Origin of the sequence: Pseudomonas sp. PNPG3 (assembly GCF_023093815.1) — a bacterium.
GTDB classification, from domain to species: domain Bacteria; phylum Pseudomonadota; class Gammaproteobacteria; order Pseudomonadales; family Pseudomonadaceae; genus Aquipseudomonas; species Aquipseudomonas asiatica.
The window spans coordinates 190128-204317 of sequence record NZ_JALLKV010000003.1 but is presented as its reverse complement, the minus strand read 5'-3'; the positions used below and the strand labels follow the sequence as shown (position 1 = coordinate 204317).

Below are 14190 nucleotides of genomic sequence, written 5' to 3'. Positions count from 1 at the left end.
CGGACTAATAAGATGGCATTGAAATCCCCCGCGTTTCGTAGAAAGTTTCCGTTGCTGGTAACCGGCGGTCTGCTGGCCCTGCAACCTCTGGCCACGTCTTACGTGGTGGCAGCCGAACAGTTCGACTGCCAAGTGTCCGCCTCCGGTGGTTGGGACTGCAAGCCCAAGACCCCAGCCAACAACCTGCCGCCGCGCCCGGTGCACGAGGGTGCTGCCGTCAGCACCGGCACCGAAGCCGCGAGCGAAGGCGAAACCGCGGATCGGCCGATGCTGGTCACCGAGGCCAAGGGCCGTGGCCTGAAGTCGCGTAGCGAAGACTACAGCCACCTGGACTGGGTTCCGCGTGAAAAGCTCACTGCCGCACAGCTGGCCGAAACCGGCCCGTACTGCGGTGGCGCCTACATCGAGCCAACCCGCCCTGGCATGGCCGACACCACGCCGAAGGACGAGTCGCCGACCTACATCAACGCCAAGGTATCCAAGTACCAGCAAGAGCAGCAGATCGCTACCCTCGCCGGTGACGTGGTGATGCGCCAGGGCAGCATGCAGGCCGAGGCCGACGAGGCCAACCTCTACCAGACCGAAAACCGTGGCGAGCTCAAGGGCAACGTCAAGATCCGTGACAACGGTTCGCTGGTGGTCGGTGACGAGGCACAGATCCAGCTCGACACGGGCGAAGCCCAGGTCGACAACGCCGAATACGTGATGCACAAGTCGCACATCCGCGGCAGTGCCCTGTACGCCAAGCGTGGCGAGAACGCCATCATTCGTCTCAAGGACGGTACGTACACCACCTGCGAACCGGGCAGCAACGCCTGGCAGTTGAAGGGCAACAACATCACCCTGAACCCGGCCACCGGTTTCGGTACCGCGACCAACGTTACGCTGCGGGTCAAGGATTTCCCGGTGTTCTACACACCGTACATCTACTTCCCGATCGACGACCGTCGCCAGTCCGGCTTCCTGCCGCCATCGTTCAGCAGCACCAGCGATACCGGTTTCATGCTGGTCACGCCGTACTACTTCAACCTGGCGCCGAACTACGATGCCACGTTGTACCCGCGCTACATGACCAAGCGCGGCCTGCTGATGGAAGGCGAGTTCCGCTACCTGACGCCTTCCAGCGAAGGCCAGTTCGGTGGCGCGTACCTCAACGACAAGAACGACGACCGCAAAGACCAGACTGACTACAAAGAGCAGCGCTGGATGGTCAACTGGCAGCACAAGGGCGGGCTGGACGAGCGCCTGATGACCGAGGTGGACTACACCGACATCAGCGACCCGTTCTATTTCCAGGACCTGGAGTCTGATCAGATCGGTGTTGAAAGCAAGGACATCCTGGATCAACAGGGTGCACTGACCTGGCGCGGCGACAGCTACACCGCGCGACTGAACGTGCACGCCTACGAAATGGCGACTATCTCGCAGATCACGCCGTACGATCGCCTGCCGCAAATCACATTCAACGGTACGCTGCCGTTCCATCCTAGCGGCTTGAACTTCGGTTACGAGACGGAAGCAGTACGCTTTGATCGCGATCTGAAAGATGACTTCGTCTTCGACGAAGATGGCAACCCAGACACCAGCGTTGGCGGCGTGCCGGGTAAGCGACTCGACGAAAATATCTTCGGCGTAGCTCGCTCCACGGGCAACCGCTTCAATGTCGCACCGTCGATCAGCCTGCCGATGGAAGCCAGCTATGGCTATATCACGCCAAAGCTGAAGTACATGTACACACATTATGACCTTGATCTGGACAGCAAGGGCAAACAAGACCTGATCGATAACCCGGGCCGGATCGATCTTTACGGTGACTTCAAGAGCAACCAGAACCGTGACGTTCCGATCTTCAGCGTCGACAGTGGCCTGTACTTCGACCGCAACACATCCATGTTCGGCACGAACTACAAGCAGACCCTCGAACCGCGCCTGTTCTATCTCTACGTTCCATACAAGGACCAGGTCGACATTCCGCTGTTTGACTCTGGGGAGACGCTCTTTAGCTACGATTCTCTGTTCCGCGACAACCGCTTCAGCGGCGTCGACCGCATCGGCGACGAGAACAAGCTGTCGCTGGGCGTGACCACCCGCTGGATCGAGGAAAACGGCTTCGAGCGCCAGAACTTCAGTATCGGCCAGGCCTACTACTTCAAAGACCGCAAGGTCCAGTTGCCAGGCATCGACTACCGCGACCGCAAAGACGCGCAATCCGATGTGTCGCCGTACGCTCTGCTGTACAACTACTATTTCAACCGCGACTGGCGCTTCAACTCGGATTTCAACTGGGACCCGGACAGCCGCAGCACCCGCTCGGGCAGCGCGATGTTCCATTACCAGCCTGAAGACAACCCGAACAAGGTGGTCAACCTCGGTTATCGCTACCGTAACGACACCATCGCCTACGACTCCACCACCGGTACCTGGAAAGTGGGCGGCGGCGACTATGGCAACCCGGGGGACCCGAACTACATCAAGGATTACTACAAGATCCAGCAGCATGACTTCTCGGTCATCTGGCCGATCGTTCCGCAGTGGAGCGTCATCGCTCGCTGGCAGCATGACTACAACCGCAACCGCACCCTGGAAGCCATGGGCGGTTTCGAGTACGACAACTGCTGCTGGAAGCTGCGTTTGATCAACCGTTACTGGATCGATTACGACGACTTCAGCCAAGCCCTTCCGACAAACGAAAAGGGCGACCACGGCATCTTCCTTCAGATCGTGCTGAAAGGCCTCGGTGGTGTAGTCGGCAACAAGGTCGAATCTTTCCTCGACCAAGGCATTCAAGGTTATCGTGAACGTGAAGACCAAGCTTATTGATCGACTGCGCCCGGCGTTGCTGGGCGTTGCATTGCTGAGTGGCGCGGTGCATGCCGCGGTGCAACCTCTTGATCGCGTGGTGGCCATCGTCGACAACGACGTGGTCATGCAAAGCCAGCTGGACCAGCGTGTCCGAGAGGTGCAGCAAACCATCGCCAAGCGTGGCGGCGGCATGCCGCCTGCCGGTGCGCTGGATCAGCAGGTGCTGGAACGCCTGATCGTCGAGAACCTGCAGTTGCAGATCGGCGAGCGCTCCGGCATCCGCATCACCGACGAAGAGCTGAACCAGGCCATGGGCACCATTGCCCAGCGCAATGGCATGTCGCTGGACCAGTTCCGCGCCGCCCTGGCTCGTGACGGCATGTCGTTCGACGACGCCCGTGAGCAGGTCAAGCGCGAGATGATCATCAGCCGCGTGCGCCAGCGCCGCGTGGCCGAGCGTATCCAGGTCTCCGAGCAGGAAGTGAAGAACTTCCTCAACTCCGACCTTGGCAAGATGCAGATGTCGGAAGAGTACCGCCTGGCCAACATCCTGATCCCGACCCCGGAAGCGGCCAATTCGGAAGCCATCCAGGCCGCCGCACGCCAGGTTGGCGATGTGTACCAGCAGCTCAAGCAGGGCGCGGACTTCGGCCAGATGGCCATTGCCCGCTCCGCCAGCGAAAACGCGCTGGAAGGCGGCGAGATGGGCTGGCGTAAAGCCGGCCAGCTGCCACCAGACTTCGCCAAAATGCTCAGCAGCATGCCGGTTGGCGAAATTACCCAGCCTATCCGCATCCCCAACGGCTTCATCATCCTCAAGCTCGAGGAGAAGCGCGGCGGCAGCGAGAACGTGCTGCGTGACGAAGTGCACGTTCGCCACATCCTGATCAAGCCGAGCGAGATCCGCAGCGAGGCGGCCACCGAGCAACTGGCCGAACGCCTGTACGAGCGCATCAAGAACGGCGAAGACTTCGGCGAGCTGGCCAAGAGCTTCTCGGAAGACCCGGGTTCGGCGCTCAACGGCGGCGACCTCAACTGGGTTGACCCGAACAGCCTGGTACCGGAGTTCCGCGAGCAGATGGCCAACGCCGCCCAAGGCGAAGTCACCCGTCCGTTCAAGACCCAGTACGGCTGGCATGTCCTGGAAGTGCTGGGCCGTCGCGCCACCGACAGCACCGAGCAGGCTCGTGAGCAACAGGCCATGAACGTACTGCGCAACCGCAAGTACGACGAAGAGCTGCAGACCTGGCTGCGCCAGATCCGCGACGAGGCCTACGTTGAAATCAAGCTGCCTGGCGCTGACCAGGCTGCCCAGTGAAGCCCCTGCGCTTCGCCGTCACCCCCGGCGAGCCGGCCGGCATAGGCCCTGACCTGTGCCTGCTGCTCGCCGCAGACGCCCAGCCCCACCCCCTGATCGCCATCACCAGCCGTGACCTGCTCGCCGAGCGGGCCACGCAGCTGGGGCTGGCCGTCAACCTGCTGCCGGTAGCGCCGGGCCTATGGCCCGAGCAGCCGGCGCCAGCGGGTAGCCTGTATGTCTGGGATACCCCCCTGGCGGCCCCGGTAGTGCCGGGCCAGCTCGACAAGGCCAATGCCGCGTTTGTGCTGGAAACCCTGACCCGTGCCGGGCAAGGCTGCCTGGAAGGGCATTTCGCCGGGATGATCACCGCCCCTGTACACAAGGGCGTAATCAACGAAAGCGGTATCGCCTTCTCCGGGCATACCGAATTCCTTGCCGAGCTGACCCACACCGCGCAAGTGGTGATGATGCTGGCTACCCGTGGCCTGCGCGTGGCCCTGGTTACCACGCACCTGCCGCTGCGCGACATTGCCGACGCCATAACTGCCGAGCGCGTCGAGCGTGTAACCCGTATCCTGCATGCCGACATGCGCGACAAGTTCGGCATTGCCAACCCGCGTATCCTGGTGTGCGGCCTCAACCCGCACGCGGGCGAGGGTGGCCATCTGGGCCGCGAAGAAATCGACATCATCGAGCCGACCCTGGCCCGCCTGCGCACCGAAGGCATGGACCTGCGCGGGCCGCTGCCGGCCGATACCCTGTTTACCCCCAAATATCTGGAGCACTGCGATGCGGTGCTGGCGATGTACCACGACCAGGGCCTGCCCGTACTCAAGTACAAAGGCTTCGGCGCTGCGGTCAACGTGACTCTGGGCCTGCCGATAATCCGCACGTCGGTCGACCACGGCACGGCCCTCGACCTGGCCGGCACCGGCAAGGTCGACACCGGCAGCCTGCGCGTCGCGCTGGAAACCGCCTACCAGATGGCCGAGAACCGACCATGAACGAGCAATACCAACACCGGGCGCGCAAGCGCTTCGGCCAGAACTTCCTGCACGACGCCGGCATCATCGACCGCATCCTGCGTGCCATCAACGCCAAGGCCGGCGAACATCTGCTGGAAATCGGCCCAGGCCAGGGCGCCTTGACCGAAGGCCTGCTGGGCAGCGGGGCGCAACTGGACGTGGTGGAACTGGACAAGGACCTGGTGCCGATCCTGCAGCACAAGTTCGCCGACCGCAGCAATTTCCGCCTGCACCAGGGCGACGCCTTGAAGTTCGACTTCAACCAGCTAGGCGTGCCACCGCGCAGCCTCAAGGTAGTGGGCAACCTGCCCTACAACATTTCCACCCCACTGATCTTCCACCTGCTCAGCCATGCCGGGTTGATCCGCGACATGCACTTCATGCTGCAGAAGGAAGTGGTCGAGCGCATGGCCGCCGGCCCTGGCGGAGGTGACTGGGGGCGTCTGTCGATCATGGTGCAGTACCACTGCCGGGTCGAGCACCTGTTCAACGTTGGCCCTGGCGCATTCAACCCGCCGCCGAAAGTGGACTCGGCCATCGTCCGCCTGGTGCCGCACGAAGTGCTGCCGTACCCGGCCAAGGATGCAAAGCTGCTGGAGCAAGTGGTACGCGAAGCCTTCAACCAGCGTCGCAAGACCCTGCGCAACACCATGAAAGGCCTGCTCGATAGCGCGGCCATCGAAGCTGCCGGCGTGGATGGCAGCCTGCGCCCTGAACAGCTGGATCTGGCCGCCTTCGTGCGCCTGGCTGACCAGTTGGCCGATCAGCAAGCCTGATATCGCGTGTACCGTCCTCTTCGCGGGTAAACCCGCTCCCACAGGTACTGCAGCCCTCAAAATCTGCGTAGCACCTTGTAGGAGCGGGTTTACCCGCGAAAGGGCCGGGACAGACCACACAAATCCCCAAGCCCCTCACCGCTGGCCCTTCCCCCTCTCAATGGCCTAGACTGCATTATTGCGTCAGTTTGCCCAAGGCCCTTGCATGTCCGACCCTCGCTATAAAATCGACGTCAGCGTCGTGACCCGCTACCTCAAAGAACAATCCGACCCCGAAAACAGTCGTTTCGCTTTCGCCTACACCATCACCGTGCAGAACAATGGCTCGCTGAAGGCCAAGCTGCTGTCGCGCCACTGGCTGATCACCAACGGTGACGGCGAGGTCGAGGAAGTGCGTGGCGCCGGCGTGGTCGGCCAGCAGCCCAATATCGACCCGGGCCAGAGCCACACATACAGCAGCGGCGCGGTCATCAGCACCCGCGTGGGCACCATGCAGGGCAGCTATCAGATGTTCGCCGAAGACGGCAAACGCTTCGATGCCGAGATCGCCCCCTTCCGCCTGGCGGTGCCCGGGGCGCTGCACTGATGGCTACCTACGCCGTCGGTGACCTGCAGGGCTGCCTGCAGCCACTCAAGTGCCTGCTCGAACGGGTCAATTTCAACCCCGCCGTCGACCACCTGTGGCTGGTCGGCGACCTGGTTAACCGCGGCCCCGAGTCACTGGAAACCCTGCGCTTCCTTTATTCGATCCGCCAGTCGCTGGTGTGCGTGCTGGGCAACCATGACCTGCACCTGCTGGCCGCCTGGCATAACGTCGAACGCCTGAAGAAAAGCGACACCCTGCGCGAGATCATCGAAGCGCCTGACGCCGACCAGCTGTTCGACTGGCTGCGCCAGCAAAAGCTGCTGCATTACGACGAACCCCGCGGCATTGCCCTGGTTCACGCCGGCATTCCACCGCAATGGACCTTGGGCAAAGCCCTGGAGTTGGCTGCCGAGGTCGAGGAAGTGCTGCGCGACGACGAGCGCCTGAAACTGTACCTTGACGGCATGTACGGCAATGAGCCGAACAAGTGGAGCAAAAGCCTCACCGGCATCGAACGCCTGCGGGTCATCACCAACTGCCTCACGCGCATGCGCTTCTGCACCGCCGAGGGCAAGCTCGACCTCAAGAGCAAGGAAGGCCTGGATACCGCCCCCAAAGGCTACAAGCCCTGGTACGCACACAAAGGCCGCCGCTCGCGCCACGTGAAGATTATTTTCGGCCACTGGGCCGCCCTTCAGGGGCTGGTCAACGAGCCCGGCATCATCGCCCTGGACACCGGTTGCGTGTGGGGCGGTGCCATGACCCTGTACAACGTCGACAGCGGCGAATATCACCGCTGTGACTGCAGCGACGACGGCAACTTACGCCTCCCCGCCCAAACGCCTACACTGAACGATCAATCCTGAAGGAAGCCGTACCCATGAGCGAATTCAAGCGCATCCCTCCCGAACAGGCCCTGGCCCTTCGCGCGCAAGGTGCGGTAGTCGTCGACATTCGCGACCCGCAGGCCTATGCCGCCGGCCACATCACTGGCGCCAAGCATCTGGATAACCATTCTGTCGCCGAGTTCATCCGCAATGCCGACCTCGACGCCCCAACCCTGGTGGTGTGCTACCACGGCAATTCCAGCCAGAGTGCTGCGGCCTATCTGGTGAACCAGGGTTTCTCGGACGTATACAGCGTCGACGGCGGCTTTGAGCTGTGGCGCGCCACCTACCCGGCCGAAACCGCCCAGGGCGCTGCCGAATAATTTTTTCATTTTTACTGCAGCCCGCGCCCCATGCGGGCTTGCGGCTTATCTGACGAACGGTCGTTCGCAACTTCTCCGCCCCTCGCCCTTGACCTTGCGGATAACCAACTATTCTTAAGCGCAGGCCATCCAGAAAAAGGGGAGAGCCGGTACACCGGCGTGCGGGTCATCGGTAGCGTTACAGGGTGTTCTGGGGGGTATACAGCAATCGGCAGCCCCGGTTGCATGCCAGCATCAGCTGACTGATCCGGCGTCGTCTCCACGTATCGAGCGAGGTGACGTCATGAGTATTTTTAGCCACTTCCAACAACGTTTCGAGTCTACGCGCCAGGAAGAACTCTCGCTGCAGGAGTACCTCGAGCTGTGCAAAGAGGATCGCAGTGCCTACGCATCGGCGGCCGAACGGCTGTTGCTGGCCATCGGTGAGCCGGAGCTGATCGACACCTCAACCAACTCCAGACTGTCGCGAATCTTCTCCAACAAGGTTATCCGCCGCTATCCGGCCTTTGCCGACTTCCATGGCATGGAAGAGTGCATCGACCAGATCGTGTCCTACTTCCGCCACGCCGCCCAAGGCCTGGAGGAAAAGAAACAGATCCTCTATCTGCTGGGCCCGGTGGGCGGCGGTAAGTCGTCGCTGGCCGAAAAACTCAAGCAGCTGATGGAAAAGGTACCGTTCTACGCCATCAAGGGCTCGCCGGTATTCGAGTCGCCATTGGGCCTGTTCAATGCCACCGAAGACGGGGCCATTCTCGAGGAAGAGTACGGCATCTCGCGGCGCTACCTGAACACCATCATGTCGCCTTGGGCCACCAAACGCCTGCAGGAGTTCGGCGGCGACATCAGCAAGTTCAAGGTGGTGAAGCTGTACCCGTCGATCCTCAACCAGATCGCCATCGCCAAGACCGAACCTGGCGACGAGAACAACCAGGACATCTCGGCCCTGGTCGGCAAGGTCGATATCCGCAAGCTCGAGGAATTCCCGCAGAACGACGCCGACGCATATTCCTATTCGGGCGCGCTGTGCCGGGCCAACCAGGGCCTGATGGAATTCGTCGAGATGTTCAAGGCCCCGATCAAGGTCCTGCACCCGTTGCTTACCGCCACCCAGGAAGGCAACTACAACAGTACCGAAGGCCTCGGCGCCATCCCCTACTCCGGGATTCTGCTGGCTCACTCCAACGAATCGGAGTGGCACACCTTCCGTAACAACAAGAACAACGAGGCGTTCATCGACCGGATCTACATCGTCAAAGTGCCGTACTGCCTGCGCGTCAGCGACGAAATCAAGATCTACGACAAGCTGCTGATCAACAGCTCGCTGGCCAAGGCGCACTGCGCGCCAGACACGCTGAAAATGCTCGCCCAGTTCACCGTGCTGTCGCGCCTGAAAGAGCCGGAAAACTCCAACATCTACTCGAAGATGCGGGTGTACGACGGGGAGAACCTCAAGGACACCGATCCGAAGGCCAAGTCGATCCAGGAGTACCGCGATGCGGCAGGCGTCGACGAAGGCATGAACGGCCTATCGACCCGCTTCGCATTCAAGATCCTGTCCAAGGTGTTCAACTTCGATCCGCATGAAGTGGCCGCCAACCCGGTGCACCTGCTTTATGTGCTGGAGCAGCAGATCGAGCAGGAACAATTCCCGGCCGAAGTGCGCGAACGCTACCTGCGCTACCTGAAGGAATACCTGGCCCCGCGCTATATCGAGTTCATCGGCAAGGAGATCCAGACCGCCTACCTGGAGTCCTACAGCGAATACGGCCAGAACATCTTCGACCGCTACGTTCTGTACGCAGACTTCTGGATCCAGGACCAGGAATACCGCGACCCGGAAACCGGCGAAATCCTCAACCGTATCGCCCTCAACGAAGAACTGGAGAAGATCGAGAAGCCGGCCGGCATCAGCAACCCGAAAGATTTCCGCAACGAAATCGTCAACTTCGTGCTGCGCGCCCGCGCCAACAACAACGGCAAGAACCCGAGCTGGCTGAGCTACGAAAAGCTGCGGGTGGTGATCGAGAAGAAAATGTTCTCCAACACCGAAGACCTGCTGCCGGTCATCAGCTTCAACGCCAAGGCAAGCAAGGAGGACCAACAGAAACACAACGACTTCGTCACGCGTATGGTGGAGCGTGGCTACACCGACAAACAGGTTCGTCTGCTGTCGGAATGGTACCTGCGGGTCAGGAAATCGCAATAAAGCGACAAGCTACCCACCGCGCGCCCAGGGCTGCCATGCCAGCCCTGGGCGGCGGCAGCTGCTTTGCTGCCTTTATGTGCAGCAGCTCGTAGCTTGAAGCGTGCAGCTGTTCCCAGCTACCGGAGGGACCATGAGCTACGTTATAGATCGACGCCTGAACGGCAAGAACAAGAGCACGGTGAACCGCCAGCGCTTCCTGCGGCGGTACCGCGAACACATCAAGAAAGCCGTCGAAGAGGCGGTGAGCCGCCGTTCCATCATGGACATGGAACATGGCGAGCAGATCAGCATTCCGGGGCGCGACATCGACGAACCGGTGCTGCACCATGGTCGCGGGGGCAAGCAGACCATCGTGCATCCAGGCAACAAGGAATTCACTGCCGGTGAACACATCCCAAGACCACAAGGCGGCGGCGGTGGCAGCGGCCGCGGCAAGGCCGGCAACTCCGGCGAGGGCATGGACGACTTCGTCTTCCAGATCACCCAGGAAGAATTCCTCGAGTTCATGTTCGAGGACCTCGAGCTACCCAACCTGGTCAAACGTCACCTGACCGGGGCCGACACTTTCAAGACCGTGCGCGCCGGTATCGCCAACGAAGGCAACCCGTCACGCATCAACATCGTGCGCACCCTGCGTTCGGCCCATGCCCGGCGCATCGCCCTGACCGGCAGCAGCCGCGCACTGCTGCGCGAAGCACAGAAGGAACTCGCCCGCCTGAAGGTCGAGGAGCCAGACAACTTCACCGATATCCAGGAAGTCGAACACGAGATCGAACGCCTGAAGGCACGCATCAACCGCCTGCCCTTCCTCGACACCTTCGACCTCAAGTACAACCTGCTGGTCAAGCAGCCCAACCCCAGCTCCAAGGCTGTGATGTTCTGCCTGATGGACGTGTCCGGCTCGATGACCCAGGCCACCAAAGACATCGCCAAGCGTTTCTTCATCCTGCTGTACCTGTTCCTCAAGCGTAACTACGACCGCATCGAAGTGGTGTTCATCCGCCACCACACCAGCGCACGTGAAGTCGACGAGGAAGAATTCTTCTATTCGCGGGAAACTGGCGGCACCATCGTTTCCAGCGCGCTGAAGCTGATGCAGGAGGTCATGGCCGAACGCTACCCGGCCAGCGACTGGAACATCTACGCCGCCCAGGCCTCCGACGGCGACAACTGGAACGACGACTCGCCGATCTGCCGTGACATCCTGGCCAAGCAGATCATGCCGCATGTGCAGTACTACACTTACGTTGAAATCACCCCGCGTGAACACCAGGCGCTGTGGTACGAATACGAGCGCATCGGCGAAGCCTTCCCCGACACGTTCGCCCAGCAGCAGTTGGTATCGGCCGGCGACATCTACCCGGTCTTCCGTGAACTCTTCCAGCGCAGGTTAGCCACATGACCGCCAGAGCACAGAGACGCCAACCTATTTCCACCGGGTCCGAGTGGACGTTCGAACTGATCCAGACCTACGACCGGGAAATCAGCCGCCTGGCCGAGCGTTACGCCCTGGACACCTACCCCAACCAGATCGAGGTCATTACCGCCGAGCAGATGATGGACGCCTACGCCTCGGTCGGCATGCCGCTGGGTTATCACCACTGGTCCTACGGCAAGCAGTTCCTCAGCACGGAGAAGTCCTACAGCCGTGGCCAGATGGGCCTGGCCTACGAGATCGTGATCAACTCCGACCCGTGCATCGCCTACCTGATGGAAGAAAACACCATGTGCATGCAAGCACTGGTGATTGCCCATGCCTGCTACGGCCATAACAGTTTCTTCAAGGGCAACTACCTGTTCCGCACCTGGACCGACGCCAGCTCGATCATCGACTACCTGGTGTTCGCCAAGCAGTACATCGCCCAGTGCGAAGAGCGCCATGGCATCGATGCCGTGGAAGACCTGATCGACTCTTGCCACGCCCTGATGAACTACGGCGTCGACCGCTACAAGCGGCCTTATCCGATTTCCGCCGAAGAGGAGCGGCGGCGGCAGAAGGAACGCGAGGAGCACCTGCAGCGGCAGATCAATGACCTTTGGCGGACCATTCCTAAAAGCGCCGACAAGGGTAACGAGCGAGATGATGCGCGCTTCCCCGCCGAACCGCAGGAAAACATCCTGTATTTCATCGAGAAGAACGCCCCGCTGCTGGAGCCCTGGCAACGTGAAGTGGTGCGCATCGTGCGCAAGATCGCCCAGTATTTCTACCCGCAGCGCCAAACCCAGGTGATGAACGAAGGCTGGGCGACATTCTGGCACTACACGCTGATGAACGACCTGTACGACGAGGGGCTGATCACCGAAGGCTTCATGATGGAGTTCCTGCAGTCGCACACCAGCGTGGTATTCCAGCCCGGCTTCGACAGCCCCTACTACAACGGCATCAACCCCTACGCACTGGGCTTTGCGATGTACACCGACATCCGCCGCATGTGCGAAAACCCGACCGAAGAAGATCGGCGCTGGTTCCCCGACATTGCCGGCAGCGACTGGCTTTCTACCATCAAGTTCGCCATGAGCAGCTTCAAGGACGAGAGCTTCATCCTGCAGTACCTGTCGCCGAAGGTCATTCGAGATCTGAAGCTGTTCAGCATCCTCGATGACGACCAGCGCGACGACCTGTATGTACCTGCCATCCACGACGAGGCCGGCTACCGGACCATTCGCGAACTATTGGCGGCGCAGTACAACCTGGGTAACCGCGAACCGAACGTGCAGATCTGGAGCGTTGACCGCCGCGGCGACCGCTCGCTGACCTTGCGTCACCAGCAACACAACCGCAAACCGCTGGGCGATTCTACCGATGAAGTGCTCAAGCACCTGCACCGCCTGTGGGGCTTCGACATCCACTTGGAGACCGTCCAGGGCGAGCAGGTGATGAAAACCCACCACATGCCACCACGCGGCGAGCACGGCGAAAGCGCCGACTATGGCCGCATGGATCTGGCTGTCATTCACCACCTCTAGTGCAACTTCAAGGCTGCCGACGGGTTATCCTGTCGGCAGTTATGGAGAGCTGCACATGCACATCTACAAAGTCGGCGGCGCCGTGCGCGACCGCCTGCTCGGCCGCCCTGTCAGCGATATCGACTGGCTGGTGGTCGGCGCCACGGTCGAGGAAATGCACGCCAAGGGCTTTCGACCGGTTGGCGCTGATTTCCCGGTGTTCCTGCACCCGAAAACCGGCGAGGAATACGCCCTGGCGCGCACCGAGCGCAAGAGCGGGCGGGGCTACGGCGGCTTCACTTTCCACGCCAGCCCCGATGTGACCCTGGAAGAAGACCTGATCCGTCGTGACCTGACCATCAATGCAATGGCCGAGGACGAGACGGGTACGGTATACGATCCCTATCATGGCCAGGACGATATCGACCAGCGCCTTTTACGCCATGTTTCCCCGGCATTCGCCGAAGATCCATTGCGTGTGCTGCGAGTTGCGCGCTTTGCTGCCCGTTATGCACCGCTGGGTTTCCGGGTTGCCGATGAGACGCTTGAGCTGATGCGTCAGATCAGTGCCTCTGGCGAATTGCAGGCGCTGACCGCCGAGCGCAGCTGGAAGGAAATCGAGCGGGCGCTGATGGAGGCGCAGCCGCAGGTGTTCTTCCAGGTGCTGCATGCTTGTGGGGCCCTGCAGGAGCTGCTGCCAGAGCTAGATGACGCCCCCCAGGCTCTGGCGGCGCTGGAACAGGCGGCAATGCACGAACAGGCCCTGCATGTACGCTGGGCCTGCCTGCTGCAGTCGCTGACACCGGCCGTGATCAAAGCCATCAACCAGCGCCTGAAGGCGCCGCGAGAGTGTCAGGAGCTGGCGTTGCTGACGGGTGAGTGCCTGGAGCTAGGCAACCAGGCGCAGGAACTGCCTGCGGCGATAATCCTGGAGCTTTTGCAGAAGTTCGACGTGTACCGGCGGCCGCAGCGGTTCGAGGACTTCCTGATCGCTTGCGAGATGACAGCACTGGGCGAGGGAAAATCGGGTTATCCACAGGCCGACTACCTGCGAGGAGCAGCGGCGGCGGCGCGGGCAGTGGATGTTAAGCCATTGGTGCAGGCAGGGCTGACCGGCAAGGCCTTGGGTGAAGCGCTCAAAAGTGAGCGGCTGAAAGCCCTCGAAGCTTACAAGCTCGGTTGAACATACCGGCCCCTTCGCGGCTAAAGCCGCTCCCACAGGGACTGCGTGAGCCTGAGCGAGCATGGCCGCGAAGAACTCAACTCAGTGGATGGCACCGGCTACGCCGGTGTTCGCGGGCTCGCCCGCTCCCACAGGAACCGCGCATTTTCTGAGCCT

11 protein-coding genes are annotated in these 14190 nt (G+C 61.3%); all 11 read left to right on the top strand.

From position 1 onward, the window contains the following. Positions 1-12: 12 nt before the first annotated feature. The 11 genes from MJ643_RS04255 to MJ643_RS04205 all read left to right on the top strand — a co-directional run bounded on the left by MJ643_RS04255 (position 13) and on the right by MJ643_RS04205 (position 14034). Entirely contained in the window at positions 13-2820 is a 2808-nt protein-coding gene (locus MJ643_RS04255) for an LPS-assembly protein LptD (protein ID WP_024086163.1), read from the top strand. Then, entirely contained in the window at positions 2801-4120 is a 1320-nt protein-coding gene (locus MJ643_RS04250; protein ID WP_015268722.1) for a peptidylprolyl isomerase, read from the top strand. The genes MJ643_RS04255 and MJ643_RS04250 overlap by 20 nt, the downstream gene beginning before the upstream one ends. After that, complete coding sequence (gene pdxA, locus MJ643_RS04245; RefSeq protein ID WP_038408583.1) at positions 4117-5106, top strand: 4-hydroxythreonine-4-phosphate dehydrogenase PdxA; 990 nt, start codon at positions 4117-4119, stop codon at positions 5104-5106. Before MJ643_RS04250 ends, pdxA begins: the two co-directional genes overlap by 4 nt. Next, positions 5103-5903: a 16S rRNA (adenine(1518)-N(6)/adenine(1519)-N(6))-dimethyltransferase RsmA gene (gene rsmA / locus MJ643_RS04240; RefSeq protein ID WP_013970591.1), complete on the top strand. Its 801-nt coding sequence runs from the start codon at positions 5103-5105 to the stop codon at positions 5901-5903. Before pdxA ends, rsmA begins: the two co-directional genes overlap by 4 nt. A gap of 205 nt (positions 5904-6108) precedes the next feature. Then, positions 6109-6489: a Co2+/Mg2+ efflux protein ApaG gene (apaG, locus tag MJ643_RS04235; RefSeq protein ID WP_013970590.1), complete on the top strand. Its 381-nt coding sequence runs from the start codon at positions 6109-6111 to the stop codon at positions 6487-6489. After that, positions 6489-7355 carry a symmetrical bis(5'-nucleosyl)-tetraphosphatase gene (locus MJ643_RS04230; protein ID WP_208209405.1) on the top strand — a complete coding sequence of 289 codons (867 nt, stop codon included), beginning with the start codon at positions 6489-6491 and terminating at the stop codon, positions 7353-7355. Before apaG ends, MJ643_RS04230 begins: the two co-directional genes overlap by 1 nt. Positions 7356-7369: 14 nt before the next feature. Next, on the top strand, positions 7370-7699 hold the full coding sequence (gene glpE / locus MJ643_RS04225; protein WP_013970588.1) for a thiosulfate sulfurtransferase GlpE: 330 nt from the start codon (positions 7370-7372) through the stop codon (positions 7697-7699). Between the two features lie 283 nt (positions 7700-7982). Further along, positions 7983-9905, top strand: a complete 1923-nt coding sequence (locus MJ643_RS04220) for a PrkA family serine protein kinase (RefSeq protein WP_023661236.1) — start codon at positions 7983-7985, stop codon at positions 9903-9905. Positions 9906-10035: 130 nt separating this feature from the next. Next, a complete protein-coding gene (locus MJ643_RS04215) occupies positions 10036-11307 on the top strand; it encodes a YeaH/YhbH family protein (RefSeq protein ID WP_013970586.1) in 1272 nt (423 codons plus the stop codon). Continuing rightward, the gene (locus MJ643_RS04210; protein WP_013970585.1) at positions 11304-12872 is read left to right on the top strand and encodes a SpoVR family protein; all 1569 of its coding nucleotides are present in this window, start codon (positions 11304-11306) and stop codon (positions 12870-12872) included. The genes MJ643_RS04215 and MJ643_RS04210 overlap by 4 nt, the downstream gene beginning before the upstream one ends. A 55-nt stretch (positions 12873-12927) precedes the next feature. Next, entirely contained in the window at positions 12928-14034 is a 1107-nt protein-coding gene (locus MJ643_RS04205; RefSeq protein ID WP_038408580.1) for a multifunctional CCA addition/repair protein, read from the top strand. The last annotated feature ends 156 nt before the right edge of the window (positions 14035-14190 follow it).